The organism is Mesorhizobium sp. M1334 (genome assembly GCF_040317995.1).
Taxonomy (GTDB): Bacteria; Pseudomonadota; Alphaproteobacteria; order Rhizobiales; family Rhizobiaceae; genus Mesorhizobium.
The window spans coordinates 1-25,063 of sequence record NZ_JAMYLM010000009.1; the positions used below are offsets into that span (position 1 = coordinate 1).

Genomic DNA, 25,063 nt, shown 5'->3' on the forward strand with positions numbered 1-25,063 from the left:
CGGCGCTAGGGGACACCGGCCCCCCCCCCCCCCAGCGCAATCACCCCCCCCCCGCGCGGGGCGGGTGGTAAAAACTGCAATACCCCCCGCCGCGCCCCCCCCTAAAAATCGCGGGGCGCCCGCGACGCAGACCCGGACGAAGGCTTTGAACTGGAAACCGGCCGTTGCGGCCGGCATTCAACGCGTCGGTCGCGGGCGGCTTTCGGGGTTGCCAACAGTTTTGCATTGATATCTTTTCTCGCCGTCAAATCAGCGGAACCCACAATGTCCTTTCAAAAACTCGACGACCTCGGCCACAAGCTCGAAGCACTGGAACACGCCCTCGCCATCCTCGGCGCCGATGAAGCGACCCATATGGCGGTCGGCGGCGGCGAGAAGCGCGCGGAGGCAATGTCGGCGCTTGCCGGCATGCACCATGCCCGGGCGACTGCGCCGGAGATTGCCGATTGGATCGCGGCGGCCGAGCAGGAAGCGCTGAACGAAGAGCAGCAGGCCGCGGTCAGGGAATTCCGCCGGCAATACACCAACCTGACCTGCCTGCCGGTCGAGTTCGTCGAGCGCCAGACGACCGCGCGCATGCGCTCCGAGCAGCTCTGGCGCGACCTGCGCGCCAAGAACGACTGGGCCGGGTTCCTGCCGGCGCTGGAAGGCGTCGTGGCGCTGGTCCGCGAGGAGGCGGCACTTCGCGCCGAGGTACTCGGGCTCGAGCCTTACGACGCGCTGATGGAGCAATATGACCCGGGCAATCGCACCGCCGACATCACGCCTATGTTTGCCGAGTTGAAGGCCTTCCTGAAAGGCTTCGTACCGGAGGCACTGGCCGTGCAGGAAGAGCGGCTGGCGAAACATCCGCTGCAGCCGCTTTCCGGCAGCTACCCCTTGGACAAGCAGCGCGAGCTCGGCCTCGCCATGATGGCGGCAGTCGGCTTCAACCTCACCCACGGCTCGCTGTCGGTTTCGCACCATCCGTTCTGCGGCGGGGTGCCGAGCGACGTGCGCATCACCACCCGCTACAAGACCTCGGATTTCCTGTCGGCGCTGATGGGCGTGCTGCACGAGACCGGCCATGCGCTGTACGAGCAGAACCTGCCGAAGGCCTGGGCGCACTGGCCGCTCGGCAAAGCGCGCGGCATGGCGATGCATGAAAGCCAGAGCCTGTTCGTAGAAAAGCAGATCGGCCGCAATCCAGAATTCTGGCGCTGGGCGCTGCCGGTGGTCGAAAGACACCTTGGTGAGAGGTGGACGATCGACGACATCCTGCCGCATGTGCACCGGGTCGAGCGCGGCCTGATCCGCGTCGATGCCGACGAGGTCACCTATCCGCTGCATGTCATCCTGCGCTACGAACTGGAGCAGGAGCTTGTCTCGGGACGGCTGGAAGCAGCAGACCTGCCCGAGGCCTGGGATGCCAAAATGCGCGATTATCTCGGCCTGTCGACATCAGACAATCCGGCTGATGGTCCGATGCAGGACGTCCACTGGCCGGGTGCCGCCTTCGGCTATTTCCCCTCCTACACGCTCGGCGCCATGATGGCGGCGCAGCAATGGGCGGCGCTGACCAGAGATCATCCTTCAGCCGACGAAGACCTCGCCAAGGGCGATTTCGCCGCGATCAACGACTGGCGCCGCAAAAGGATCTGGTCGCAAGGCTCGCGCTGGTCGACGCCGGAACTGCTCGAACGCGCCACCGGCGAAAAGCTCAATGCCGCGCATTTCACCGATCACCTGAAGAAGCGGTACGGGAACTGAGCCGCTTCATCTATTCCAGGTTCTTGCCGCGGTGACCGCGGAAATCCGCGAAACTGGCCTTTACTTTGGTGGGAAAGCCTCTGAAAAAGGAGTTCTTCCAAGTTGGGCGAGCGTAGATGTCTGCCTGTTACAGTTTTCATAGGGTGAAGTCTTTCTGGCCCCGCTTGGTATTTTTCATCTTATTGATCGGTCTGAGTTCTCCGGCCATGTCCGACGACATGGTTTTCAAGGGTCCGGCAGAAAGCTGGGTAAAGCAGCTTGATATTCCGGCTGCCGATCCCGCCCGATCGGATCAAATCAAGAATGGCGTTTCATGGCTGCTCTCGGACGACCAGATCAAGCATCGCGCCGGCGGCTATGTCGAGTACTCGCGCACCGTCTATAAAATCGTCGACCGTCCCGGCCTGGACCGTGGCGCGAGTATCGATCTGCAGTTCGATCCGTCCCGGCACAAGGTCACGCTCAACCATCTTCACATCATCCGCGATGGCGCCGTTCTGGACCGGCTGGAAGGCGTCGAATTCGACATCTTCCGCAGGGAAAGAGACGCCGAGAAAGGCGTCTTCGACGGCTGGCTGACTGCACATGTCAACATCGATGACGTGCGTGCCGGCGACATCGTCGATTACGGGTCGACCTACGAAGTAACACCGCTGGTCGGCAAGGACCTTTTCTTCAAGAATTTCTCCACCGAATGGGAAGAGCCGGTAGCGCTTCTCCGCACAAGCATCATTTGGCCTTCGGGCCAGCCGCTCCAGATCAAGACAAGGGGAACCCGACTTAAGCCCTCAATCTCCCCGACTGGGCCGGACACCACCTATCTATGGGAGATTCCAAACCCGAAACCGGTCAATGTCGAGGATAACCTGCCCGTGACCTATCCAGGCTGGGGCTCCATCGATGTCGCGTCTACCGCGAATTGGCAAAGCGTGGTCGATGCCGTTGCGCCCTATTACAAGCCAGCGACCACTTTTCCCCCGGCTTTTGCCGCAAAGCTCGACGACATCGCTCTGCGACATCCGGTGCCGGAGGACCGAATGGTCGAGGCAATGCGGTTGGTGCAGGACCAGATCCGCTATGTAAGCCTGTCGATGGGTGCCGGTTCCTACGTTCCGCGTGATCCAGCGACGGTCATCCTGAGCGGGTTCGGTGACTGCAAGGACAAGGCCCTGCTGCTGGTCTCGTCGCTTGTGCGGCTTGGCATTGCTGCCGAGGTCGCCTTGGCCGATCTCGACGAGGGACGGGCCCTGGAGCAGCATCTGCCGGCGCTTCGCGATTTCGACCATGCCATAGTCAAGGCAAGGATCGGAGCAAAGACATATTGGCTGGACGCCACGAACTATCTTCAGGGCGGCAGGGCGCACAATCTCGCACAGCCGGACTACGGCTTCGCGCTGCCGCTTTCCAGCACCGGCGGGTTGGAGAAGATGCCGAGCCCTGTGCTCACCAGCCCATCGATCCAGATCGTCGAGGAATTCGACTTTCCGCGCAAACCGGGCGATCCTCTGGTACTGACGGTCTTCTCGACATATGAGGACGCCGATGCCGATTGGATGCGCGGCAATTTCGCCAGCCGGTCGCTGAGCGAGGTGTCGGACGCCTACCTGAAATACTACAACAAGCAATATCCCGGCATCCAAACCATCGCCAAGCCGGAAATCGTGGATCGCCGCGACGGCAACATAGTGAGTGTGAAGGAAAGTTATCGCTTGCCGGCGGAGGCGCTGGCGGCCAACGATCTGGCAAAGAATTTCCCGATCCGCGCGGCCGATCTCGGCAACAACTCTCTTCCAACCCCGACAATCGTCGACCGAACCGGGCCCGTCTCCCTCGGCTCCCAGTTCTACCGCCGCCACAAGGTGACCGTGCGCAACCTCAAGGCGAGGTTTTCCGGCGAATCGATGAAAAACGTCGTGACTCCCTACCTGTCTCTCAAGGCGTCCTGGTCCAACACGCCCACCGAATTTCAACTTGAATGGAACTTTCAGACGCTGGCAAGTGAAGTGCCGGCCAAGGCGATTGCCGATTATCTGAAAACCGTCGATGAGGTCGCAGACCAAATTCGCTGGCAGTACGATTTTACCTATGAAGAGCCGCCTGCCGATGTGCAGCTCAGCGATCCGGCAAAGGAGCAGCGACAGACCGTCGCCAGCATGCTTTTGTTGTCGTTGCTTGTCGGCGTTCCCCTCTTCATCGTCTATCGACGCGGCAAACGCCGAGCTTTCGGTAGCTGAAGAATCCCGGCCGTCGCGGGCAGACCTACTCGGCCGCGCCCCTGAAAGCATTCGCACCGGTATCGAACTGCAGCTTGGCCAGCCGCGCATAGATGCCGCCCTTGGCGACCAGGCTCTGATGTGTGCCTTCCTCGACGATGCGGCCGCCATCCATGACCAGGATGCGATCGGCCTTCAGCACGGTTGCCAGCCGATGGGCGATGACGATCGTGGTGCGGCCCTGCATCAGCCGGTCCAGCGCCGTCTGCACCAGCGTCTCGCTTTCGGCATCGAGTGCCGAGGTCGCCTCGTCGAGCAGAAGGATCGGCGCATCGCGCAGAATGGCGCGGGCGATCGCCACGCGCTGGCGCTGGCCGCCCGACAGCGTCACGCCGCGCTCGCCGACCTGGCTGTCATAGCCTTTTTCGAGCTTCAGGATGAACTCGTCGGCAAGCGCGTCCTTCGCCGCCGCCTCGATCTCGGCCTGGCTGGCACCGGGCCGGCCAAAGCCGATATTGTCGCGCGCGCTCGCCGCAAAAATGGTGACGTCCTGCGGCACGATGGCGATGCGCGCGCGGATCGCGGCCGGATCGGCCTCGCGCAGATCGATCCCGTCGATGACGATCCTGCCGGCCTCCGGATCGTAGAAGCGCAGAAGCAGCGAAAACACCGTGCTCTTGCCGGCGCCGGATGGCCCGACGATCGCCACCGTCTCACCGGGTTTGACCTGAAAGCTCAGGCCATGGACGGCGGCGCGGTCGGGTCGGGCCGGATAGGAGAAGGAGACATCGTCGAAGCTGACCGCGCCTCTCGCCTTTGCCGGCAGCGGCTTCGGATCGGCGGGCGCCTGGATCCCGGGTTTCTCGGCCAGGATCTCGGTCAGCCGTTCGGCGGCGCCCGCTGCCTGGGACAGTTCGCCCCAGACTTCCGACAGGGCGCCGAGGGCGCCGGCGGCGAACACCGAATAGAGCAGGAATTGGCCAAGCGTGCCCGGCGACAGCGTCCCGTCGAGCACGTCGCGCGAACCGAACCATAGCACCGCCACGACCGACGAAAAGATCATGAAGATGGCGAAGAAGGTGAGAAAGGAGCGGGCAAAGATCGAGGCCCGCGCCGCTTCGAACGCTGCTTCCACGGCGGATGAAAAATACCCGGTTACAAGCTTCTCGTTGGTGAAGGCCTGCAGGGTGCGCACCGCGCCGATCTGCTCGCTGGCGTAGGCGGTGGCATTGGCCAGAGTATCCTGCGCCAGCCGTGACTTGCGCCGCACCGAGCGGCCGAAGGCGACTAGCGGCAGCACGATTAGCGGAATGGCCGCGATGACCAGGCCGGACAGTTTTGGGCTGGTGAAGACCATCATCGCCACGGCGCCGAGGCCAAGAATGACGTTGCGCAAAGCCACCGAGGCGGTAGCACCGACGGCCGATTTGACCTGCGTCGTGTCGGCGGAGAGCCGCGAGACGATCTCGCCCGACTGGGCGGTATCGAAGAAGGATGGAGACAACGTGGTGACATGGGCAAAGACATCGCGGCGGATATCGGCAACGACGCGCTCGCCGAGCGTGATGACGAAATAGTAGCGGCTGGCGGACGCCGCCGCCAGCACGGCGGCCATCACCACCAGCATGGCGAAATATTCGGCAATGAAGCTGGAATCGGAAGCGGAAAAGCCGTGATCTATCATCCGCCGCACGGCCAGCGGCAGCGCCAGCGTCGTCGCCGCCGCCACGGCCAGCGAAACGATCGCGCCGATGACCATTTTGCGGTAATGCATGATATAGGGAAACAGGCGCTGCAGCGGCCTCAGCGAGCGCCTGCGCTCGTCTGCATCGCCGCTGATGTTCGCCATGACCCGTTTCCTTTGGCCCTTTGAGGTTTGCGCCATCAATATGCGCTTGCCGCGGCCTTGTGATTCAATTCCGGCTGATGTATAGGCTCGCCGACCGTTTTAGAAGCCGTGGCTCCTTATTAGCTGCGGCTTCGAGTTTTAAAAAGGGGCGCTTCGACGCAGGCTTCAGCCCGTCGGCAGCATCCGGCAGCCAGGAACAGAACCATGAAGACCGACATCCATCCCGACTATCACACCATCAAGGTCGTCATGACCGACGGCACCGAATACATGACCCGTTCGACCTGGGGCAAGGAAGGCGATACGATGAACCTCGATATCGACCCGACCACTCATCCGGCCTGGACCGGCGGCCAGCAGACCCTGCTCGACCGCGGTGGCCGCCTGTCGAAGTTCAAGAAGCGTTTCGAAGGTTTCGGCCTCTAAGCACTGGCGTTTCGCTGATCGAGAAACCCGCCCTCGTGGCGGGTTTTTTATTGATTGGGCCTCAGCGGCAATCATCTCAGGTTTGGTGTTGCCCCTCACCCTTACCCTCTCCCCGTGAAGAACGGGAAGTGGGGTCGCCGGCGCTGGAGTTCCCCCTCTCCCGTCACTAACGGGGAGAAGGTGCCGGCAGGCAGATGAAGGGGCAGCGCCCCGCTTCCGCAGTTGATCGCCACCACCTAACGGCCTGTCCTACGAGGACGGCGGCCTACCCGTCCACCAGCTCGCGCAGCGCCATTCGCTTGTAAGCGGCAACCAGCCTGTCGCCTTCTTCTCGCCCGACCGAGATCGCCAGCCGCATGGCCGCTTCGCCCATCTGCCAGATGAGAAACGCCGTCGCTTCCAGTGCCGCCGGATCGGCAGACGGCCGCAGTCTTTTCAGCACCGCAGTGAGGAATTCGGCGTTGGCCCGGCTGTCGGCAAGCTCAAGCTCGCGCAATGCTTTGTCGGCCTGTGTCCCCGACCAGATGTCGCGCATCACCGGCTCGGCCAGGAACATTCCGTAGTAGATATCCACCAGTTCCGAAAATGCCCGGCGCAGGCCTTCGGCGTCATTGACCTCCGCCAGTGCCGCGGCAATGCAGGCCTGGCTTTCCGCGGTGTAGCGCTCGGCCAGTGCCCAGATGATCGCCCGCTTGTCCGGGAAGAACTGGTAGAGCGAGCCGATCGACACGCCGGCCCTCTCGGCCACCTCTCCCATGCGCATGGCGTCGCTGCCTTGCTCGGCGATCAGCGCCGAGGCGGCGGCCAGCATCCGCTCGACCCGCTCGCGGCTGCGCTGCTGGCTCGGTGCCCGGCGCGGCGATGCGATCTGGCCGTCCTGTGAATCCGATACGGCAGAGCCTTCCATCACTGTCTCCCGACGAACAATCAACAAATTGGCTTGACTCGCAAAATACGAGGGTTTATCACGTTCTGCAAATGTGAGGATTACTCACATTTCAAACTGAGGAAAATGGGCATGAACCCTACTGTAACGAGACCAACTTTGATCCTCGGCGGCACCGGCAAGACCGGCCGTCGCCTCGCCGAGCGGCTGACGGCGCGGGGCCTGCAGGTACGGATAGGCTCGCGCTCGGGCACGCCACCCTTCGACTGGGAAAATAAAACCACTTGTGAACCCGTGCTTGATGGTGTCGGCGCCGTCTACATCAGCTACTATCCTGATCTTGCGGTGCCCGGCGCGGCCGACACGGTCGGCGCCTTCTCTCGCCTTGCCGTGCAGTGTGGTGTGCACCGGCTGGTGCTGCTGTCGGGGCGCGGCGAACCGGAAGCGCAACGTGCCGAAGAGATGCTGAAAGCCTCAGGCGCCGATTGGGACGATCCTGCGCTGCGCCTGGTTTTCCCAGAACTTCAGTGAGGGGTTTCTCGTGGATGCCCTGCGCGAGGGCGAGGTGGCGTTGCCGGTCGGCAATGTCGGTGAGCCATTCGTCGATGCCGACGATATCGCGGACGCCGCCTTTGCCGTACTAACCCGGCAGGGCCATATCGGCCAGCTCTACGAGTTGGCCGGGCCGCGGCTGCTGAGCTTCGCCGACGCGGTCGCCGAGATCGGCAGGGCCGTCGGCCGCGACATTCGTTTCAAGCGGATTTCACACGCCGAGTTCACCGCCGCCATCGCCGAGCATGAGTTGCCGGCCGAGTTCGCGTGGCTGCTCAACGAGCTGTTCACCGAAGTCCTCGACGGCCGCAACGAGTCGCTGACAGACGGCGTCGAGCGCGTGCTCGGCCGTGCCCCAAAGGACTTTTCCGCCTACGCAACCGAAACCGCCTCAACCGGCATCTGGAGCAACTGACATGATCATGAAACTGCTTCCCACCCTCACTTTCGTCGCTGCCATTGGCTCAGGCGTTGTCGGCGGCGTTTTCTTCGCCTTCTCCAACTTTATCATGCCGGCGCTCGGCCGCTTGCCTGCCGGAGGCGGCATCGCCGCCATGAATTCGATCAACATCACCGTGATTACGCCGGCATTCATGACCGCGCTTTTCGGCACCGGGCTGGTCTGTCTTGTCCTTGCCGCCGGCGCTCTTATCGGCTGGAGCCAACCGGGTGCATTCTGGCTCCTCGCCGGCGCCCTGATCTACCTCGTCGGCAACCCGATCGTGACGATGATGTTCAACGTGCCGCTCAACAACGCCCTGGCCGCCGTCGATCCGACAAGCGCCAACGGCGCTGCAGTATGGGCCACTTATCTCAGGGACTGGGTGATGTGGAACCATGTCCGCACCATCACCGCCATCGTGGCGCTGGGCTGCTTCATCTTCGCCTGGCGGTGAATGCAGGACGGAAGTGTAAAAGGCCTCAGGCAGGGTCTTTTGACTTATCGCCCTTGCGGTCGGCATGGCCCAGATCGCGATCCGGATCGATGACGTCGCGAACCAGTTGCTTGAGCTTTGCGGCGTCGGGGAAACCGCCGTCCCGCTTGCGGTCCCAGACCAGCGTGTCATTGCAGGAAATGGTGAAGATGCCGCCGGTGCCGGGCACCAGCGTCACTTCGCCCAGATCGGTGCCGAAGGTCGACAGCAGCTCCTGCGCCATCCAGCTGGCCCTGAGCAGCCACAGGCACTGGGTGCAATAGGTGATGCGGACGCGGGCTCTGTCTGACACGTTCATGTCTCGGTCTCATCTGCGCGAACTGTGGTTACGGCAAATCGATCGTGTATCGGGTCGTTGCCAAGAGTTATGGATATTGCGATCCAGATCGGCCAGACCATAACCAAGACCAACGCGGCGTATGCACCGACAATCTCCAGCCGGGAGAAGTCCTGCGCGACCCCAGGAGCGCTGCCCCAAGCCTGAACAGTGTACCACCCTCCCATGAACATTATGGGCAAAGCGCCGAGAAATTTCATTCCCTGCCGCCGAACAGCCTTTCGTACGGGTAGTCCGATTCTATTTTTGTCATCCTGGTCATGCACTATGAGCGCCGCGAACCGCTTGCCGATTGGCTGGCCAGAGGTCAACTCCATGACAAAGAGATAAGACGCGAGAACGACCAGTTCGAGGAAACCCAGATCCAATGCTGCCGGTCGGATATTGCCCTGCGAATCCAAATCAAATGAGATGGAGGGATTTCCTTCAGACTGTGAGCCCGAAGCCGTTCCCAGGGCCCATTCGGCGACCGTCATACCGAACAGCGACGTTCTGCATATCTGCCAATCGTAACGGGCAAATGATGGATCACTTGCTCCGTTTAACGTAGCCGCCTGACATAGTCTCCAGTTCAACCAAAAGCTGCCTTTGACTCCGCCGTCAGTTAGCAGAAACAAACCCGCTACAAGTGCGTAAAGAGGTATCAGGACGATAAGATAGTCGATGATCGAAGCGAACAGCCGGCGCCATATGCCACCCCGGCGAGGCCAGGACATCGCGTCAGAAAAACGAGCCTCGTCAGTGTCAGTCATCCGTCCCCCATCAGTAACTGACAGCTCTAGAAGAAAGATACGTGGTCGATGCGCGGCGTTCTCAACTTACGCCGCGCTGAGCTTCGCCAAGGTCTCCTCGTCGACCTCGAAATTGGCGTAGACGCTCTGCACGTCGTCGTCGTCTTCGAGCGTCGCGACCAGCTTCATCAGCGATTGTGCCCGCTCCTCGTCGACCGCGATATTGGTCTGCGGCTTCCAGATCGGCTTCACCGATTCAGCCTCGCCGAGTGCGCCTTCCAGCGCCTTCGACACTTCGCCGAGATTCTCGAAGGCGCAATAGATCGTGTGGCCTTCCTCGTCCGACTGGACATCGTCGGCGCCGGCCTCGATCGCTGCGTCCATCACCTTTTCGGCGCTGCCGGCCGATGCCGGATAGTAGATCTCGCCGACGCGGTCCCACATGAACGAAACCGAGCCGGTCTCGCCCATCGCCCCGCCGGCTTTGGTGAAGGCAGCGCGCACATTCGACGCCGAGCGGTTGCGGTTGTCGGTCAGCACCTCGACGATCAGCGCGACGCCGCCTGGCCCGTAACCCTCGTAGCGAACGGCTTCGTAGGTCTCGGCATCGCCCATCGACGCCTTGTTGATGGCCCGCTGGATGTTGTCCTTCGGCATCGACACCGCCTTGGCGTTCTGCACCGCAAGGCGCAGGCGCGGGTTCATCGATGGATCAGGCGTGCCGCTCTTGGCGGCGACGGTGATTTCGCGCGCCAGCTTGGAAAACATTTTCGATCGCACCGCATCCTGGCGGCCCTTGCGATGCATGATGTTCTTGAACTGTGAATGGCCAGCCATGGCACCCCTGTCGTTTTCTCGGCTAGAGCATCTGCGGCCTGGTGAACCACCCGGCGCCTTGCAAAATGCTCGAATTCAAAATTTCAGAACGTCCTGCTGCGTCCGGACGGACGTACGGCGCTCTCTGTCGGAATGGCCGGCTTATAGATAAATCGGCTCAATTCGTCCAGCCGCGCCATTGCGTCGGACACGCAAGGGGCTCAAGGCCCGAAAGTGGCAGGCTTCGGCAACCTTTCATCCCTCAAGATCGGATTTCAGCCGGTCGAGGATGCTGATCGCCTGCGTGGCATATTGACTGATCCAGCGGTCGTGGATGTGCTTGATCGGCAGCGCGTTGAGATGGTTCCAGCGTTCGCGCCCCTCGCGGCGCACCACGACCAGGTCGGCCTCCTCCAGCACCTTCAGATGCAGCATGACCGTGCAGCGGTCCATGTCTGGGAAGGCATCGCACAGCATGCCGGTGGTCTGCGGCGCATCCTTCAGCCGGTCCAGCAACGCACGCCGGCGCGGATGCGCCAGCGCCTTGAAAACATTGTCGTCCTGCGCCGTGCTTGACATGTTATGTTTTTATAACATAATGCCGTTGCATTCAAGGAAGGAGCTGTGGATATGTCTCTTGGATTCAGGGTTTCTGGCCGCATCGGCAAACCCGTCGCAGAAGTCTTCGATGCGGTCGTCAATCCGAAGAAGCTCAGCGGCTACTTCACCACGATCGGCGGCGCCAGCGCACCGCTGCTGGCGGGCGCCACCGTCATCTGGTGGGGCAAGGTTCCCGTGGAGGTCGACAAGGTGGAGAAAGACAGCCGCATCGTGCTGCGCTGGGATGCGACCGACGCCGACGGCGAGCCCGCCTACAAGACCCGCATCGAGATGAATTTCGAGCCGCTCGACGACGGCGGTACCTTCGTCACCATCGCCGAAACCGGCTGGCACGAGGACGCGGTCGGCCTGAAGAAATCCTACCTCAATTGCGAGGGCTGGTCGCAGATGCTGGCCTGCATGAAGGCCTATGTCGAATACGGCATCAATCTGCGCGACGGCTATTACCGCAGCGAGATGAAGGGCGAGCCGGCCAACGAGAACAACATCTGAGAGCAAATGGAGTAAGAATGACCGCGAAGATCACCGGCGGCATCAACATCGCGATGAAAGTCCCGCCGCATCAATACCAGGCAACGATCGCCTTCTATCGCGACGTCATCGGCCTGAAGCCATTCACGGCCAAACCGCCGGCCGTCGGCTTCGAACTCGGTCCCAATCGACTGTGGATCGACGAGGCGCCGATGATGAGCCAGGCCGAGATCTGGCTGGAACTGTTCACCGATGATTTTCCGGCCGCAGCGGAGCATCTCGCCAAGGCCGGTGTCGTGCGCTGCGACGCCATCGAGGCACTGGGTGAAGGCTTTCGCGGCGGCTGGATCACCAACCCGGCCGACATCATTCACCTGGTGCGCGAACCCGATGCCTGGTGAACAGGCGGCACCGTGGAAAGGAGGACGATATGGAAATCCGCGAAACACCGACCGCCGAAGCCGGCATGCTGATAAGGCGGCCGGTCGCCGACGTATTCGAAGCCTTCGTCGATCCGGCGATCACGACGAAGTTCTGGTTCACCCATGGCAGCGACAGGTTGGACAGCGGCAAGGAAATCCATTGGGAATGGCGCATGTATGGCGTCTCGACGACGGTCAATGTCCGTGAAATCGTCGAAAACAAGAAGATCTTGATGCAATGGAGCGATCCGCCGACCACGGTGGTGTGGACCTTTACCGAGATGCCGGGCGCCACGACCTTTGTCGAGGTCCGCAATTTCGGCTTTGCCGGCAGCCTCGATGAGCAGGTCAAGCAGGCGATCGATTCGACCGGCGGTTTTGCGCTGGTGCTCGCCGGCGCCAAGGCGTGGCTGGAGCAAGGCGTGATGCTAGGCCTGATCGGCGACCGCCATCCGAAAGGCGTGCCGGGGCATTAGGTCAGCCGCGGTGGGTCATCCTCAGTGCCCGCCGCCCTTTGCCTTCTTCCGCCGCCGCGCCAGCATGTTGAGCCCTTCGACCAGGGCCGAAAAACCCATGGCGGCGTAGATATAGCCTTTCGGCACATGATAACCCATGCCGTCGGCGATCAGGGTCATGCCGATCATCAGCAGGAAGCCCAGCGCTAGCATGACGATGCTGGGGTTCTTGGCGATGAAATCGGCCAGCGGCCCGGCCGCCAGCATCATCACGCTCACCGCCACGATCACCGCGATGTACATGATCGCGATTTCGTCGGTCATGCCGACGGCGGTGATGATCGAGTCGATCGAAAAGACGAGGTCGAGCAGCAATATCTGGAAAATCGCGCCGGCCAGCGAAAGCTGCAGCGTCTCGCCCATCATGGTGTCCTGGTGATCATCGAGATCGACCGTGTGGTGGATCTCCTTGGTCGCCTTCCAGACGAGAAACAGGCCGCCGGCGATCAGGATCAGGTCGCGCCATGAAAACCCGTGGCCGAAGGCGGTGAATATAGGCGTCGTCAGTTGGACGATGATCGAGATGGTGGCCAGCAGGATCAGCCGCATCACCAGCGCGGCGGAGATGCCGAGCCGCCGGGCGCGGGCTCGCTGCGCTACCGGCAATTTGTTGGTCAGGATCGAGATGAAGATCAGATTGTCGATGCCGAGCACGACCTCCAGCACGATCAGCGTCAGCAGCGCGACCCACGCAGTCGGGTCGGAGACAAAGGCGAAATGCGGCGCCAGGAATTCGACTAGCTGCATGGAGGTCGTCCCCTCTACGATCTAGAGCAGTTTCGCCGGCAATTGGGTATTGCAAGCGTCTATATCAATGTCACGACCAGAAGGATGGAGCCGTTTCCTCGAGCCGCGGGCCGCGGCGAAACGGCGCGATCCGTTCGGTCAGGCCGCTACGGTCGGAAATGTCGACGCCGACACCGCACAATGTCGCAGGTCCCGTCGACGCCTCGAAGCGTCCCTTCGGCACTTTGGACAAGAACCGGTTGAGCGGCTCCTCCTTGTCCATGCCGAGCGAGGAATCGTAATCGCCGCACATGCCGGCATCGGAAATATAACCGGTGCCGCCATTGAGAATCTGGTGATCGCCGGTCGGCTGATGGGTGTGGGTGCCGACAACAAGACTGGCACGGCCGTCGACGAAATGAGCGAAGCACATTTTTTCCGAGGTCGCCTCGGCATGGAAATCGATGACGATTGCATCGGCCTGCTCGCCAAGCGGACAAGCGGCAAGTTCGCGCTCGCCGGCCTGGAACGGATCGTCTAGCTCGGGATGCATGAACACCCGACCCATGATGTTGGCGACCAGCACGCGCGCGCCGTTCCTGGCGATATAGACGCCTGAGCCGCGCCCCGGCGTACCCTTGGGGAAATTGGACGGACGCAGGAAGCGTTCTTCGCGCGGCGCGAAAATCAGCGCATCGCGCTGGTCCCAGACATGGTTGCCGGTGGTGACGACATCGGCGCCGGCCGAGATCGTCTCGCGAAAAATCTCCTCGGTGATGCCGAAGCCTCCGGCGGCGTTCTCGCCATTGACGATGACGAAGTCGAGTTTGAAATCCGAGATCAGGCCGGGCAGTTGTTCCCACACCGCCGTACGTCCTGTCTTGCCGACCATGTCGCCGAGGAAGAGAAGTCTCATATAAGCGCGATCCCGAACCGAAGGTCAGCGAAGCAAAAGCTGCATGACTTTCGGAAAAGACCATGCGTCCAGGAACTTATCTACAATTTCGGCGCGAACCGGCGCAACCCGCTCTCGGTGAGTATTTCGGGAATGATCACGTCATGCGGCTCGTCCGGCACCAGGGCCACCTCCTGGCAGTCGAAGGCAATGCCGATCAGCCGCGGCTGCTGGCCCTTGTCGGCCAGCCGCCCGATCGCCCGATCGTAATAGCCTGCGCCGTACCCGATTCGGTGCCCGCGCGCATCGAAGGCGGCAAGCGGCACCAGCATAAGCTGCGGATCGAGCACCTCGGCTTCCTCATGCGGCCCGACTGTGCCGAAACCCATGTCGATCATCGGCGCGCCGCGCACCAGTTCGCGAAAAACGATGGTGGTCTTGTCGAGGATGGCCGGTAGGCAGAGCCTTGCGCCCTTCTCGCGCAGGGCAAACATCAGCGGCCGGACGTCGACTTCCGAGCGCATCGGCCAGAAACCGGAGACGATCTGGCCCGGCTCGACCGTGATCCGGTCGCGCGCCGTCTCGGCCATTTCGAGTGCTGCCTCCACACGCCAGAAAGGATCGAGCGCATCGCGGCGCCCGAGGGCTTGGTTGCGGAGATTTTTTTTCAGGTCTTTTGGGGATGCCATGCGCCGACGGTAGAAAAGGTCAGATTTGGATGGAGTGTTACGAGCGACGTTTTGGAGGAGCGGGGCGAACTTGTCGTTCGTGAGCACCGCACAAAGCGGCGCGACGACAAGATCCGCCAGATGGCCTTTTCGATAGGTGACGATCCACACAACCGGTGGAGAGAGCGATCCCGGGAACCTACAAAGTAGGTGGGCGCCGTATGAGAAAACCCACGGGTCTTCCCAGGGACAGCTCCCTAGGGATCATTAAGGCCCCGGGGAAAATGTTCTCCTGCCGGGAAGCGCAGACCGTCATCCCCAATATAGGCTGACGCCAGACCAAGCGCCAGAGAGGCGACATGTTTCGAGGCGTAATTCGACGCAGAACCCCTCGGCGAGGGCCGCGCCGGTAGATCCCCGCTTCGCCAGCGACGCCTTGCACAGCGAAGGCCGCGTCCTTAGGGTCGCGCGATGAACTCGGGAGCAAAAATGCGTTTCGAAGGCACGGCGGCCTATGTTGCCGACAAGGATCTGATGGTGGCGGTCAACGCGGCGATCGCGCTTGAGCGGCCATTGCTGGTCAAGGGCGAGCCCGGCACCGGCAAGACCGAACTTGCCCGTCAGGTGGCGGCAGCGCTCGGCCTGGATTTGATCGAATGGCACGTCAAATCGACCACCCGGGCGCAGCAGGGCCTCTATGAATATGATGCCGTCTCGCGGCTGCGCGACAGTCAGCTCGGCGACGAGCGCTTCAACGACATCCGCAATTACATCAAGCGCGGCAAGCTGTGGGACGCCTTCGCCGCCGGCAAGAAGGTGGTGCTTCTGATCGACGAGATCGACAAGGCCGATATCGAATTCCCCAACGATCTGTTGCAGGAACTGGATAGGATGGAGTTCTTTGTCTACGAGACCGGCCAGACCATCCGCGCCACCGTCCGGCCGATCGTCATCATCACCTCCAACAACGAAAAAGAGCTGCCGGACGCCTTCCTGCGCCGCTGCTTCTTCCACTACATCCGCTTTCCCGACGTCGAGACGCTGCACAAAATTGTCGACGTGCACTATCCCGGCATCAAGCAGAACCTGGTGCGCGCCGCACTCACGCAATTCTATGAAATCCGCGATGTGCCGGGCCTCAAGAAGAAGCCGTCGACCTCCGAGGCACTCGACTGGATCCGCCTGCTGGTCGCCGACGACATCGCGCCCGAGGACCTGCGCGCCGACCCGAAGAACGCGTTGCCCAAGCTGCACGGCGCGTTGCTGAAGAATGAACAGGACGTACATCTGTTCGAGCGCCTGGCCTTCATGGCGAGACGGCAGGGGTGAGGGGAGGTCGACGAAAGCCGCCGGACAACGCTTTCCCGTCGCTGGACCGTTGCCGCCGGCGAGGCGTGAAGGCAGCTTCGGGCTGCCGAGTTCAGAGGGAAATGAAATGACCGAGATCACCGTCCGCCCGCTTGCGCAATCCGACCATGCCGACTGGCGGCGCCTGTGGACCGCCTATCTCACCTTCTACGAAACCAAGCTGCCGGAAGCGGTTTACGCCGTCACCTGGAAACGGCTGTTCACGGCGGGCGAGTTCGAGCCGAAAGGCTTCATCGCTACCCTCGAAGGCAAGGCCGTCGGCCTGACGCACTATCTCTACCATCGCTCCTGCTGGTCGCAGATAAATAACTGTTACCTGCAGGACCTGTTCGCCGACCCCGATGTGCGCGGCAAGGGCGTCGGCGCCGCCCTGATCGAAGCGGTCAAGCAGGAAGCCGGCAAGATCGGCGTCAAGAACGTCTACTGGATGACGCACGAAACCAACACCACCGCACGCAAGCTCTACGACCACGTGGCGCGCAGGACCGGCTTTATCGAATATGATCTGCTATGATGAAGCCAACGATTGAAATAATCACCTGTGCGCAATATATTGCGCATGATCAGGGGCGACAGTGCCGCTGATCGAGACCAACACGCGCAAGATTGTCACGAGGCTTTTACGTGACGGCTGGGTGAACGTAGGCGGCGGCAAACACGAGAAGTACGAGCATCCGGAAAGGCCGGAGATCATGATCATTGTGCCGCGGCATCGCGAACAATCTCTGGGTGTTGCGCGGTCGATCGCCCGGCTTGCTGGATGGATTTAAGGACGAATCATGACGCACTATGTCGGAATTCTTGACGGCGCAGATGAAGTCTGGGGAGTGCGGGTGCCTGATCTTCCCGGATGTCACGGCGGTGGCGCAAGTCCCGAAGAGGCGATAGCCGATGCGACTTCTGCCGTTCGCGAATGGGCAGAGACACGAATGGCGAAGAACTTGCCCTTGCCCGCCGCGCGCACTGTGGCAGATCTGCTCCGACTGGGCGAAGTCGATAGCGCTGCCGGTGAATCCGCCGTGATGATCCCTGTGCTGATCGATTCCGGACGGCCTGTCCGGGCCAATCTGTCGCTCGACGCAGGTCTTTTGGCGGCAATCGACGAAGAAGCGGGTCGGCGTGGTCTGACGCGTTCCGCCTTTATCGCCAGCGCCGCACGGGAGAAGATCGAGGGACACAGATAAAGTTGGACCATGTTCCTCCCCTTCTTCCTTGAACTGAAAGCCGCGCGCGTTCCGGTCTCCCTCCGGGAATATCTGTCGCTGCTGGAAGGGCTGGAGGCCGGGCTGGTCGACTATGATGTCGAGGGCTTTTACTATCTCGCCCGCGCCGCGCTGGTGAAGGACGAGCGACACATCGACCGCTTCGACCAGGTCTTTTCGCACGTCTTCAGAGGTGTCGAGGCGCTGGCTGGCGAAAAGCCGGTCGATGTCGCAAACATCCCGGAGGAATGGCTGCGGAGGCTCGCCGAAAAGCACCTGACCGATGAGGAGAAGAAGCTGGTCGTGGCGCTGGGTGGCTTTGAAAAGCTGATGGAAACGCTGAAAAAGCGGCTGGAGGAACAGAAGGGCCGCCACCAGGGTGGTTCGAAATGGATCGGCACCGCCGGCACCTCGCCCTTCGGCGCCTATGGCTACAATCCCGAAGGCGTGCGCATCGGCCAGCATGAAAGTCGCAACCGCCGCGCGGCAAAAGTCTGGGACAAACGCGAGTTCAGGAATTTCGATGACGCCGTCGAACTCGGCACCCGCAACATCAAGGTCGCGCTGAAGCGCTTGCGCCGCTGGGTGCGCGAAGGCGCCGAAGAGGAATTCGACCTGCCTGGCACCATCCACGCCACCGCCGAGCACGGTTATCTTGACGTTAAGACACAACCCGAACGTCGCAATACCGTGAAGCTGCTGATGTTCTTCGATGTCGGCGGCTCAATGGACGACCATATTAGGAGTGTCGAGGAGCTGTTTTCGGCCGCCCGCGCCGAGTTCCGCCAGCTCGAATATTTCTACTTCCACAACTGCCTCTACGAAGGCGTGTGGAAGGATAATCGCCGCCGCCACACCGAGGTGATTCCGACCTTCGACCTCATCCATAAATATGGCCCCGACTACAAGGTGATCGTCGTCGGCGACGCCTCGATGAGCCCCTATGAGATCGCCCATCCCGGCGGCTCGGTCGAGCATTGGAACAAGGAGGCCGGCGCCGTCTGGCTCGGCAGGCTGCTGCAGCAATGGCCGAACGCCATTTGGCTCAATCCGGAAGACGCGAAGAACTGGGGGTATACCCATTCCATTGCCATGATCCGCGATATCTTTGGCGGCCGCATGTTTCCGCTGACGCTCGCCGGCCTCGAAGCCGCGACGAAGCAACTTTCAAGGAAGCACTGAATGGGCCCACGCAAAACAGGACGGTCGACCTGTTTCCTTTGCCTGCAATGCGGTGTCCAGTTCGCGGCGACAGCGACGCCGCCGCAACATTGCCCGATCTGCGAAGACGAGCGGCAATATGTGCGCTGGGAGGGCCAGGCCTGGATCACGCCGGAAGAGCTCGCGGCCGGCCATCGGATCGTGATGAGGGACGACGCCGGCGTGCTCGCCTTCGGCATAGAGCCGCGCTTCGCCATTGGCCAGCGGGCGTTGCTGGCGCAAACGCCGCACGGCAATGTGCTGTGGGACTGCATCTCGATGGTCAGCGACGAGGCGGTGGCCGAGATCAACCGCCGGGGCGGCCTGGCCGCCATCGCCATCTCGCATTGCCATTATTATTCGGCAATGGTCGAGTGGAGCGAGGCGTTTGGCGGCGTGCCGATTTATCTGCATGCCGATGATCGTCAGTGGATCATGCGGCCGCATCCGGCGATCATCAGCTGGGAAGGCGAAACGCGCGCCATCAACCCGTCGCTGACGCTCATCCGCTGCGGCGGCCACTTTGCCGGTGGCCAGGTGCTGCACTGGAAGCGCGACGGCGGCAATGCCATGCTGGCCGGCGACATCCTGCAGGTGACGCCTACGCGCCGTCATGTCAGCTTTATGTACAGCTATCCGAACTATATCCCGCTCAACGCGACGAAAGTGCTCGGCATCAAGGCCGCGCTGGAGCCTTTCACGTTCGACCATATCTACGGCGCATGGTGGAACCAGAATGTCATCGGAGACGCAAAGGCGGCATTTTCAGCATCGGTTGCACGCTATCTCGCGGCCATCGCCTGAGGAATTTGTCGCAGGAGGATAGGAAATACGAGCAAACGCCGTAACAAATGCCTATTTCAGGCGAAGTTGGGAAGGCAACCCAAATAGCGACATAAGCTAAGAGGAAAAAATGGACAGCCACACCTACCCCGTTACCCGCACCGATGCCGAATGGCGCGCCCGGCTGACGCCCGAGCAATATGCGGTGATGCGCAACCATGGCACCGAGCGGCCGGGAAGCTGCGCCCTGCTGCACGAGAAGCGCGCCGGCACCTTCTCCTGCGTCGGCTGCGACCAGCCCTTGTTTGAATCCAACCTGAAATTCGAGAGCGGCACCGGCTGGCCGAGCTTCAACGATCCCGTGCCGGGCTCGGCCGAGACCACCGTCGACCGCAGCTACGGCATGGTCCGTACCGAGTGCCATTGCGCCCGCTGCGGCAGCCACCTCGGCCATGTCTTCGAGGACGGCCCGCCGCCGACCGGCCTGCGCTATTGCATCAACGGCGTGGCGCTCAAATTTGAGCCGGCCGCCTGACCGTCAGGCCACAACCACCAGGATCAGCCACAACGTGGCGCCAAGCGTCATCAGCGAGGCCTTGGCGCCACTCGATTTTCCGGCAGTTCGCCAAACGGCAAAGGTCAGGAAGATATTATAGGGCACCGGCGCGAAATGCACCGCCAGGACTAGCGCAAGCGGCAGCTTCAGCCCAAGCAGAATGAGCGCCGCCACCGACAACGCGACGTTGATCGCTGTGCCGACAACGACCATGTCGCGCCAGAACAGCCGATCGAGCGGCACGCCGCCCAGCCAGCGTGAGCGGAAGAAGGCGGCAACGCGCGACATGATCGTCATCGATCGACCGGCTCCCTCGCTCTGCTCACCAGAGCGGTTCTAAGGATTGCGTCTGGAAATCCTGCTTTATTCCTGACCCAGAACTTCGGCAATCGCGCGCTCGAAACGTGAGGCTTCCGTCACCAGCCAGTCGGTCATCGCCGGCCAATTGTCTTCGGCAAAACAATTCACCCGCCACATCGAATTGATGCCGAGGCCGTCGCAACTTTGTTCTGGCCTGAGCTTCAGCCTGTCTTCGATGGCCGGCTGGAACGGCTTCAACCGTGACCAGGCTTGCGTGGCACCGAGCTTCTCGTTGCGGCCGAAGAAGACGCCGACATGATTGTGCGCAGGCGCGACATACATGGAAATGACCAATGCGAAGTCGGGCAGCCCACGCTGCCAGAACCACGGTCCGCGCCTCGCCAGCAGAGCCCTTTCATCCGGATGCCGTTCCGCGAACAACGTCCAGAAGCTGCGTTGGCGGAATTCAGAGGCGCGGCGGGCGCCAAAATCGAATTCGCTCATGGTTCGATGCTCGCTCCAGCATCAGGCCGAGACTGTTGCCGAGACTGTTTCGAAATTCGCTCTGGCGAGTCGTATGGTGGTGGTTTCGAGAACCGGAGCGCAGCGGACTTTTAGGTCCGTGAGCATCGGAAGCGCCGAAAACACCATTCGATTGCCGCCGGAGTAGAATTTCCAGACAGTCTCTACACCATTCCAAGCGCGGCCTTGTAGAGGTCGAGAATGGATTCCTCTTCTTGCCGCTCGGCCTGGTCTTTCTTGCGCAGCCGGATGATCGACCGCATCGCCTTGGTGTCGAAGCCGGTGCCCTTGGCCTCTGCAAACACTTCCTTGATGTCGTCGGCAATCGTCTTCTTCTCTTCCTCGAGCCGCTCGATGCGTTCGATGAAGGCGCGCAGCTGGCCGGCGGCAACAGTCTGGCTGGTCTCGGTGATGTCGTCGGCCATATTCTTCTCTCCGCGTCGTTTCTCGCCGCGACTCGGGGTAACCCGAGCGGCGAATTGCAGCGGTTCGATGCCCGACCGGGCGCGGCGGGTCAAGGTGCTATCGATGCGGCATGAAGGGGTTGGGCACGCCTTAAGGTGTGTTGAGATTCAGGTCAGGCCGAGCCGAAAACGATGGCTGCCGAGAACCGGAGCGGAGCGTACCTGAGTACGTGAGCACCGGTAGCGCAGGAAGCCGGCGTTTGCAGGCCGGCATCACCTGAATATCAGCACACCTTACCCGAATGCGATCAGCAGATCCTTTGCATCGATCTGGTCGCCGGCCTTGACCAGCACCTCGGCTATGGTGCCGTCGCGTTCGGCATGCAACGCCGTTTCCATTTTCATCGCTTCGATCGACAGCAGCACGTCACCGGCCTTTACCGCCTGGCCGGCAGCGACCGCAAGCGCCGAGACGACGCCAGGCATCGGCGCGCCGACATGCGCCTCATTGCCCGGCTCCGCCTTGCGTCGTACCTTGGCAGCGGAGGCGCCATGCGCCCGGTCCGGCACCTTCACCCGGCGCGGCTGCCCGTTGAGCTCGAAGAACACGGTGACCATGCCCTTTTCGTCGACATCGCCCATGGCAAGGCAGCGCACCACCAGCGTCTTGCCTTTTTCGATATCGACGAAAATCTCGTCTTCCGGCTTCATTCCGTAGAAATAGGTCGGGGTCGGCAGCACGCTGACCGGCCCGTAGGTCTCCTGCGCGGCGGCAAAATCGGAAAACACCTTCGGATACATCAGCCACGACGCGAACTCGAATTCACTAAGCTTCCGCTCGAGTTTTTGCTCGACCTCCGTGCGACTGGCCTTGAGGTCCGCCGGTTTGAGCAGCGAACCCGGCCGCACCGTGATCGGCTTTTCGCCCTTCAGCACCTTCTTCTGCAATGGCTTTGGCCAGCCGCCCGGCGACTGGCCGAGATCGCCGCGCAACATCGACACCACCGAATCCGGGAAGGCGATGTCCCTCGCCGGATTCTCGACGTCGGCGACGGTCAGGTCCTGGCTGACCATCATCAGCGCCATGTCGCCGACGACCTTGGACGACGGCGTCACCTTGACGATGTCGCCGAACATCAGATTGACGTCGTGATAGGTCTGCGCCACTTCGTGCCAGCGTGTCTCCAGCCCGAGCGAGCGCGCCTGTTCCTTGAGGTTGGTGAACTGCCCGCCCGGCATTTCATGCAGATAGACCTCCGATGCCGGCCCCTTCAGGTCGCTTTCAAAGGCGGCGTACTGGTTGCGCACCGCCTCCCAGTAGAACGAGATGTTCCTGATCCATTGCGGGTCGAGGCCCGGGTCGCGCTCGGTGCCTTTCAGCGCCTCGACGATCGAACCCAGGCACGGCTGCGAGGTGTTGCCCGATAGCGAATCCATCGCCGCGTCGATGGCGTCGACGCCGCTCTCCACCGCCGCCAGCACGGTTGCCGCCGACAGGCCGGATGTGTCGTGGGTGTGGAAGTGGATCGGCAGGTCCGTCGCCTCGCGCAGCGCCTTGAACAGCACGCGGGCCGCCGCCGGTTTCAAAAGCCCGGCCATATCCTTGACGGCGATGATATGGGCGCCTGCCGACTGCAATTCCCTGGCCAGGCCGACATAATATTTCAGATCGTATTTGGCCCGCGCCGGATCGAGTATGTCGCCGGTATAACAGATCGCCGCTTCGATCAGCTTGCCCTCGGCGCCGACCGCATCCATGGCGACGCGCATGTTCTCGACCCAGTTCAGGCAGTCGAAGACGCGAAACAGGTCGATGCCGCCGGCAGCGGCCTGGCGGACGAAATGCTGGACGACGTTATCGGGATAGTTGGTATAACCCACGCCATTGGCGCCGCGCAGAAGCATCTGCAGAAGAAGGTTGGGTGCCGCCTCGCGCACTTTGCTCAGCCGCTCCCATGGGTCCTCGGTGAGAAAGCGCATGGCGACGTCGAATGTGGCGCCGCCCCAGCATTCGAGCGACAAAAGCTGCGGCAGAGCACGCGCATAGGTGCCGGCAATTCCGGCAATGTCATAGGTGCGCACACGCGTCGCGAGCAAGGATTGGTGCCCGTCGCGCATTGTCGTGTCGGTGACCAGCACCTCTTTTTGCTCGCGCATCCACGCGGCGAATTTCTCCGGCCCGAGCACGTCGAACTTCTGCTTGCTGCCTTGAGGCACATTGCCGTTGAGATATGGCACCACCGGCGGCGCCGCATCGGCCTTTGGCTGCGGCCGGCCGCGTGTCTCGGGATGACCATTGACCGAAACGTCGGCAAGATAGTTGAGCAGCTTGGTCGCGCGGTCCTGCCGCTTCACACTGGCGAACAGTTCCGGCGTCGTGTCGATGAACTTGGTGGTGTAGGAGTTGTCGGCGAAGCTCGGGTGATTGATGATCGCCTCGAGGAAGGTAAGATTGGTCGCCACGCCGCGGATGCGAAATTCGCGCAGCGCCCGGTTCATGCGGGCAATGGTCTCGGCCGGCGTCGGCGCCCACGCCGTCACCTTTTCCAGCAGCGGATCGTAGAAGCGGGTGATCACCGCGCCCGAATACGCGGTGCCCCCATCAAGGCGGATGCCGAAGCCGGTGGCACCGCGATAGGCGGTGATGCGGCCATAATCGGGGATGAAATTATGTTCGGGATCTTCCGTCGTGATGCGGCACTGCAGGGCGTGACCGTTGAGCCTGATGTCCTTTTGCGCCGGCACGCCCGATTCCGCCGTGCCGATGGCAAAGCCGTCGAGGATATGGATCTGCGCCTTGACGATGTCGATGCCGGTCACCTGTTCGGTGACGGTGTGCTCGACCTGGATTCGCGGATTGACCTCGATGAAATAGAATTTTCCGGTGTCGGCATCCTGCAGGAACTCGACCGTGCCGGCGCCGATATAGCTGGTTTGGCGCGCAATTCTCAGCGCGTAGCCGCAAAGCTCTTCGCGTTGTGACATTTCGAGATACGGCGCCGGCGCCCGCTCGACGACCTTCTGGTTGCGGCGCTGGATCGAACAGTCGCGCTCGAACAGGTGCACGGCGTTGCCTTGGCGGTCGCCCAGCACCTGCACCTCGACATGGCGGGCGCGCTCGATCAGCTTTTCGAGATAGACCTCGTCCTTGCCGAAAGCCGCCTTCGCCTCACGCTTGCCCTCCATGACCTCGCGGGCGAGATCGGCCTCGGAGCGGATGGCGCGCATGCCGCGGCCGCCGCCGCCCCAGGATGCCTTGAGCATCACCGGATAGCCGATCGTCCTGGCGAGTTCCCTTACCGCCGCCATGTCGTCCGGCAAGGGATCGGTAGCAGGAATTACCGGCACGCCGACTTCGATCGCGAGATTGCGCGCGGCGACCTTGTTGCCCAGCCTGCGCATCGTATCGGGGTTTGGCCCGATGAAGATGATGCCGGCCTTGGCGCAGGCCTCGGCGAATTCCGGGCTCTCCGACAGCAGCCCGTAACCCGGATGGATGGCGTCGGCGCCCGAAAGCCTAGCGACGCGGATAACCTCCTCGATCGACAGATAGCTTTCGATCGGCCCCATATCCCTGGCCAGATGCGGCCCGCGCCCGACCTGGTAGCTTTCGTCGGCCTTGAAGCGATGCAGAGAGTATTTGTCCTCCTCTGCCCAGATCGCCACGGTTTTAAGGCCGAGCTCATTGGCCGCGCGGAAGACGCGGATGGCTATTTCGGAGCGGTTGGCGACAAGGATCTTTGAGATTGCCAAGGACAGGGCTCCGGACGCGGGGAAGGGAACTGCCGGACATGATTAGCGCGAAAATGCTGCAGTGCAAACAAAATCGAAAAGAGGGATTAAACCGATTTAGTATGATCTATGGCGTTGACGCATCGCGTGTCGACCCGGACAGCGCCTGGGGCAGTCCGGATCC

27 protein-coding genes, 1 other RNA gene and 1 pseudogene are annotated in these 25,063 nt (G+C 61.8%); 15 read left to right on the plus strand and 14 right to left on the minus strand.

The features are described 5' to 3' along the window. Positions 1–264: 264 nt before the first annotated feature. Both NKH17_RS17230 and NKH17_RS17235 read left to right on the plus strand, forming a co-directional pair. The gene (locus NKH17_RS17230; RefSeq protein WP_352900677.1) at positions 265–1,749 is read left to right on the plus strand and encodes a carboxypeptidase M32; all 1,485 of its coding nucleotides are present in this window, start codon (positions 265–267) and stop codon (positions 1,747–1,749) included. 206 nt (positions 1,750–1,955) lie between these two features. After that, complete coding sequence (locus tag NKH17_RS17235; RefSeq protein WP_352900680.1) at positions 1,956–3,983, plus strand: DUF3857 domain-containing protein; 2,028 nt, start codon at positions 1,956–1,958, stop codon at positions 3,981–3,983. Between the two features lie 25 nt (positions 3,984–4,008). Here NKH17_RS17235 and NKH17_RS17240 read toward each other — a convergent pair whose 3' ends face one another. After that, complete coding sequence (locus NKH17_RS17240; protein WP_352900682.1) at positions 4,009–5,811, minus strand: ABC transporter transmembrane domain-containing protein; 1,803 nt, start codon at positions 5,809–5,811, stop codon at positions 4,009–4,011. Between the two features lie 204 nt (positions 5,812–6,015). On the opposite strand from NKH17_RS17240, the gene rpmE reads away from it, so the two are divergent. Beyond that, on the plus strand, positions 6,016–6,237 hold the full coding sequence (gene rpmE / locus NKH17_RS17245) for a 50S ribosomal protein L31 (protein WP_006327661.1): 222 nt from the start codon (positions 6,016–6,018) through the stop codon (positions 6,235–6,237). A 265-nt stretch (positions 6,238–6,502) separates the two neighbouring features. Here the strand turns inward: rpmE and NKH17_RS17250 are convergent, their stop codons facing one another. Continuing rightward, positions 6,503–7,144 carry a TetR/AcrR family transcriptional regulator gene (locus tag NKH17_RS17250; RefSeq protein ID WP_352479630.1) on the minus strand — a complete coding sequence of 214 codons (642 nt, stop codon included), beginning with the start codon at positions 7,142–7,144 and terminating at the stop codon, positions 6,503–6,505. 111 nt (positions 7,145–7,255) lie between these two features. Here NKH17_RS17250 and NKH17_RS17255 point away from each other — a divergent pair. Both NKH17_RS17255 and NKH17_RS17260 read left to right on the plus strand, forming a co-directional pair. Beyond that, positions 7,256–8,090, plus strand: a pseudogene (locus NKH17_RS17255) (NAD(P)H-binding protein). A 1-nt stretch (position 8,091) separates the two neighbouring features. Further along, positions 8,092–8,571, plus strand: a complete 480-nt coding sequence (locus NKH17_RS17260) for an anthrone oxygenase family protein (RefSeq protein WP_254816440.1) — start codon at positions 8,092–8,094, stop codon at positions 8,569–8,571. A 25-nt stretch (positions 8,572–8,596) separates the two neighbouring features. Here NKH17_RS17260 and NKH17_RS17265 read toward each other — a convergent pair whose 3' ends face one another. The 4 genes from NKH17_RS17265 to NKH17_RS17280 form a co-directional block, all read right to left on the minus strand. Further along, on the minus strand, positions 8,597–8,908 hold the full coding sequence (locus tag NKH17_RS17265; protein WP_352479629.1) for an Rdx family protein: 312 nt from the start codon (positions 8,906–8,908) through the stop codon (positions 8,597–8,599). After that, positions 8,905–9,699 carry an RDD family protein gene (locus tag NKH17_RS17270; RefSeq protein WP_352900687.1) on the minus strand — a complete coding sequence of 265 codons (795 nt, stop codon included), beginning with the start codon at positions 9,697–9,699 and terminating at the stop codon, positions 8,905–8,907. Before NKH17_RS17270 ends, NKH17_RS17265 begins: the two co-directional genes overlap by 4 nt. A 66-nt stretch (positions 9,700–9,765) precedes the next feature. Then, positions 9,766–10,515 (minus strand): YebC/PmpR family DNA-binding transcriptional regulator, encoded by a 750-nt coding sequence (locus tag NKH17_RS17275; protein ID WP_254816437.1) that lies wholly within the window; start codon positions 10,513–10,515, stop codon positions 9,766–9,768. Between the two features lie 234 nt (positions 10,516–10,749). Next, positions 10,750–11,073: an ArsR/SmtB family transcription factor gene (locus NKH17_RS17280; protein ID WP_352479627.1), complete on the minus strand. Its 324-nt coding sequence runs from the start codon at positions 11,071–11,073 to the stop codon at positions 10,750–10,752. A 51-nt stretch (positions 11,074–11,124) separates the two neighbouring features. On the opposite strand from NKH17_RS17280, the gene NKH17_RS17285 reads away from it, so the two are divergent. The 3 genes from NKH17_RS17285 to NKH17_RS17295 are packed head-to-tail and all read left to right on the plus strand — an operon-like array spanning position 11,125 to position 12,484. Then, a complete protein-coding gene (locus tag NKH17_RS17285) occupies positions 11,125–11,607 on the plus strand; it encodes an SRPBCC domain-containing protein (RefSeq protein WP_254816435.1) in 483 nt (160 codons plus the stop codon). Positions 11,608–11,624: 17 nt separating this feature from the next. Further along, entirely contained in the window at positions 11,625–11,987 is a 363-nt protein-coding gene (locus tag NKH17_RS17290) for a VOC family protein (RefSeq protein WP_352479626.1), read from the plus strand. Between the two features lie 29 nt (positions 11,988–12,016). Beyond that, the gene (locus NKH17_RS17295; protein WP_352479625.1) at positions 12,017–12,484 is read left to right on the plus strand and encodes an SRPBCC family protein; all 468 of its coding nucleotides are present in this window, start codon (positions 12,017–12,019) and stop codon (positions 12,482–12,484) included. Positions 12,485–12,505: 21 nt separating this feature from the next. Here the strand turns inward: NKH17_RS17295 and NKH17_RS17300 are convergent, their stop codons facing one another. The 4 genes from NKH17_RS17300 to ssrS all read right to left on the minus strand — a co-directional run bounded on the left by NKH17_RS17300 (position 12,506) and on the right by ssrS (position 15,126). Continuing rightward, positions 12,506–13,270: a TerC family protein gene (locus NKH17_RS17300; protein ID WP_254816433.1), complete on the minus strand. Its 765-nt coding sequence runs from the start codon at positions 13,268–13,270 to the stop codon at positions 12,506–12,508. A gap of 70 nt (positions 13,271–13,340) precedes the next feature. Next, positions 13,341–14,165, minus strand: a complete 825-nt coding sequence (locus tag NKH17_RS17305) for a TIGR00282 family metallophosphoesterase (protein WP_023678036.1) — start codon at positions 14,163–14,165, stop codon at positions 13,341–13,343. Positions 14,166–14,245: 80 nt separating this feature from the next. Then, entirely contained in the window at positions 14,246–14,833 is a 588-nt protein-coding gene (locus NKH17_RS17310) for a 5-formyltetrahydrofolate cyclo-ligase (RefSeq protein ID WP_254816432.1), read from the minus strand. A gap of 137 nt (positions 14,834–14,970) precedes the next feature. Further along, a non-coding RNA gene (gene ssrS, locus NKH17_RS17315) (6S RNA) lies at positions 14,971–15,126 on the minus strand. A gap of 175 nt (positions 15,127–15,301) precedes the next feature. On the opposite strand from ssrS, the gene NKH17_RS17320 reads away from it, so the two are divergent. The 7 genes from NKH17_RS17320 to msrB all read left to right on the plus strand — a co-directional run bounded on the left by NKH17_RS17320 (position 15,302) and on the right by msrB (position 19,900). Next, positions 15,302–16,141: an AAA family ATPase gene (locus NKH17_RS17320; protein ID WP_352900694.1), complete on the plus strand. Its 840-nt coding sequence runs from the start codon at positions 15,302–15,304 to the stop codon at positions 16,139–16,141. Between the two features lie 106 nt (positions 16,142–16,247). After that, positions 16,248–16,694: a GNAT family N-acetyltransferase gene (locus tag NKH17_RS17325; protein WP_352900697.1), complete on the plus strand. Its 447-nt coding sequence runs from the start codon at positions 16,248–16,250 to the stop codon at positions 16,692–16,694. 61 nt (positions 16,695–16,755) lie between these two features. Further along, positions 16,756–16,950: a type II toxin-antitoxin system HicA family toxin gene (locus tag NKH17_RS17330; RefSeq protein ID WP_126104508.1), complete on the plus strand. Its 195-nt coding sequence runs from the start codon at positions 16,756–16,758 to the stop codon at positions 16,948–16,950. A gap of 9 nt (positions 16,951–16,959) precedes the next feature. Then, positions 16,960–17,364, plus strand: a complete 405-nt coding sequence (locus tag NKH17_RS17335) for a type II toxin-antitoxin system HicB family antitoxin (protein ID WP_254816428.1) — start codon at positions 16,960–16,962, stop codon at positions 17,362–17,364. 9 nt (positions 17,365–17,373) lie between these two features. Then, complete coding sequence (locus tag NKH17_RS17340) at positions 17,374–18,564, plus strand: vWA domain-containing protein (protein ID WP_352900700.1); 1,191 nt, start codon at positions 17,374–17,376, stop codon at positions 18,562–18,564. Further along, positions 18,565–19,386, plus strand: a complete 822-nt coding sequence (locus NKH17_RS17345) for an MBL fold metallo-hydrolase (protein ID WP_352900703.1) — start codon at positions 18,565–18,567, stop codon at positions 19,384–19,386. Between the two features lie 109 nt (positions 19,387–19,495). Next, positions 19,496–19,900: a peptide-methionine (R)-S-oxide reductase MsrB gene (msrB, locus tag NKH17_RS17350; protein WP_352900706.1), complete on the plus strand. Its 405-nt coding sequence runs from the start codon at positions 19,496–19,498 to the stop codon at positions 19,898–19,900. A gap of 3 nt (positions 19,901–19,903) precedes the next feature. Here the strand turns inward: msrB and NKH17_RS17355 are convergent, their stop codons facing one another. From NKH17_RS17355 to pyc, 4 genes are all read right to left on the minus strand, one after another. After that, positions 19,904–20,218, minus strand: coding sequence for a hypothetical protein (locus NKH17_RS17355; RefSeq protein WP_254816425.1), 315 nt, complete (start codon positions 20,216–20,218; stop codon positions 19,904–19,906). Between the two features lie 66 nt (positions 20,219–20,284). Beyond that, complete coding sequence (locus tag NKH17_RS17360) at positions 20,285–20,725, minus strand: DUF4268 domain-containing protein (RefSeq protein ID WP_254816424.1); 441 nt, start codon at positions 20,723–20,725, stop codon at positions 20,285–20,287. A 182-nt stretch (positions 20,726–20,907) separates the two neighbouring features. Further along, positions 20,908–21,168, minus strand: a complete 261-nt coding sequence (locus tag NKH17_RS17365) for a DUF2312 domain-containing protein (protein ID WP_023719653.1) — start codon at positions 21,166–21,168, stop codon at positions 20,908–20,910. Positions 21,169–21,441: 273 nt separating this feature from the next. Continuing rightward, entirely contained in the window at positions 21,442–24,900 is a 3,459-nt protein-coding gene (pyc, locus tag NKH17_RS17370; protein WP_352900710.1) for a pyruvate carboxylase, read from the minus strand. Between the last annotated feature and the right edge of the window lie 163 nt (positions 24,901–25,063).

What these genes read in the sequence shown, in the direction of transcription:
- NKH17_RS17275 (WP_254816437.1), bottom strand. Translation starts at nt 10,515, where the DNA reads ATGGCTGGCCATTCACAGTTCAAGAACATCATGCATCGCAAGGGCCGC.
- NKH17_RS17295 (WP_352479625.1), top strand. Translation starts at nt 12,017, where the DNA reads ATGGAAATCCGCGAAACACCGACCGCCGAAGCCGGCATGCTGATAAGG.
- NKH17_RS17280 (WP_352479627.1), bottom strand. Translation starts at nt 11,073, where the DNA reads ATGTCAAGCACGGCGCAGGACGACAATGTTTTCAAGGCGCTGGCGCAT.
- NKH17_RS17355 (WP_254816425.1), bottom strand. Translation starts at nt 20,218, where the DNA reads ATGACGATCATGTCGCGCGTTGCCGCCTTCTTCCGCTCACGCTGGCTG.
- NKH17_RS17345 (WP_352900703.1), top strand. Translation starts at nt 18,565, where the DNA reads ATGGGCCCACGCAAAACAGGACGGTCGACCTGTTTCCTTTGCCTGCAA.
- NKH17_RS17360 (WP_254816424.1), bottom strand. Translation starts at nt 20,725, where the DNA reads ATGAGCGAATTCGATTTTGGCGCCCGCCGCGCCTCTGAATTCCGCCAA.
- NKH17_RS17365 (WP_023719653.1), bottom strand. Translation starts at nt 21,168, where the DNA reads ATGGCCGACGACATCACCGAGACCAGCCAGACTGTTGCCGCCGGCCAG.
- NKH17_RS17300 (WP_254816433.1), bottom strand. Translation starts at nt 13,270, where the DNA reads ATGCAGCTAGTCGAATTCCTGGCGCCGCATTTCGCCTTTGTCTCCGAC.
- NKH17_RS17290 (WP_352479626.1), top strand. Translation starts at nt 11,625, where the DNA reads ATGACCGCGAAGATCACCGGCGGCATCAACATCGCGATGAAAGTCCCG.
- NKH17_RS17310 (WP_254816432.1), bottom strand. Translation starts at nt 14,833, where the DNA reads ATGGCATCCCCAAAAGACCTGAAAAAAAATCTCCGCAACCAAGCCCTC.
- NKH17_RS17265 (WP_352479629.1), bottom strand. Translation starts at nt 8,908, where the DNA reads ATGAACGTGTCAGACAGAGCCCGCGTCCGCATCACCTATTGCACCCAG.
- rpmE (WP_006327661.1), top strand. Translation starts at nt 6,016, where the DNA reads ATGAAGACCGACATCCATCCCGACTATCACACCATCAAGGTCGTCATG.
- NKH17_RS17260 (WP_254816440.1), top strand. Translation starts at nt 8,092, where the DNA reads ATGATCATGAAACTGCTTCCCACCCTCACTTTCGTCGCTGCCATTGGC.
- NKH17_RS17285 (WP_254816435.1), top strand. Translation starts at nt 11,125, where the DNA reads ATGTCTCTTGGATTCAGGGTTTCTGGCCGCATCGGCAAACCCGTCGCA.
- NKH17_RS17230 (WP_352900677.1), top strand. Translation starts at nt 265, where the DNA reads ATGTCCTTTCAAAAACTCGACGACCTCGGCCACAAGCTCGAAGCACTG.
- NKH17_RS17305 (WP_023678036.1), bottom strand. Translation starts at nt 14,165, where the DNA reads ATGAGACTTCTCTTCCTCGGCGACATGGTCGGCAAGACAGGACGTACG.
- NKH17_RS17325 (WP_352900697.1), top strand. Translation starts at nt 16,248, where the DNA reads ATGACCGAGATCACCGTCCGCCCGCTTGCGCAATCCGACCATGCCGAC.
- NKH17_RS17340 (WP_352900700.1), top strand. Translation starts at nt 17,374, where the DNA reads ATGTTCCTCCCCTTCTTCCTTGAACTGAAAGCCGCGCGCGTTCCGGTC.
- msrB (WP_352900706.1), top strand. Translation starts at nt 19,496, where the DNA reads ATGGACAGCCACACCTACCCCGTTACCCGCACCGATGCCGAATGGCGC.
- NKH17_RS17240 (WP_352900682.1), bottom strand. Translation starts at nt 5,811, where the DNA reads ATGGCGAACATCAGCGGCGATGCAGACGAGCGCAGGCGCTCGCTGAGG.
- NKH17_RS17250 (WP_352479630.1), bottom strand. Translation starts at nt 7,144, where the DNA reads ATGGAAGGCTCTGCCGTATCGGATTCACAGGACGGCCAGATCGCATCG.
- NKH17_RS17320 (WP_352900694.1), top strand. Translation starts at nt 15,302, where the DNA reads ATGCGTTTCGAAGGCACGGCGGCCTATGTTGCCGACAAGGATCTGATG.
- NKH17_RS17235 (WP_352900680.1), top strand. Translation starts at nt 1,956, where the DNA reads ATGTCCGACGACATGGTTTTCAAGGGTCCGGCAGAAAGCTGGGTAAAG.
- NKH17_RS17335 (WP_254816428.1), top strand. Translation starts at nt 16,960, where the DNA reads ATGACGCACTATGTCGGAATTCTTGACGGCGCAGATGAAGTCTGGGGA.
- NKH17_RS17270 (WP_352900687.1), bottom strand. Translation starts at nt 9,699, where the DNA reads ATGACTGACACTGACGAGGCTCGTTTTTCTGACGCGATGTCCTGGCCT.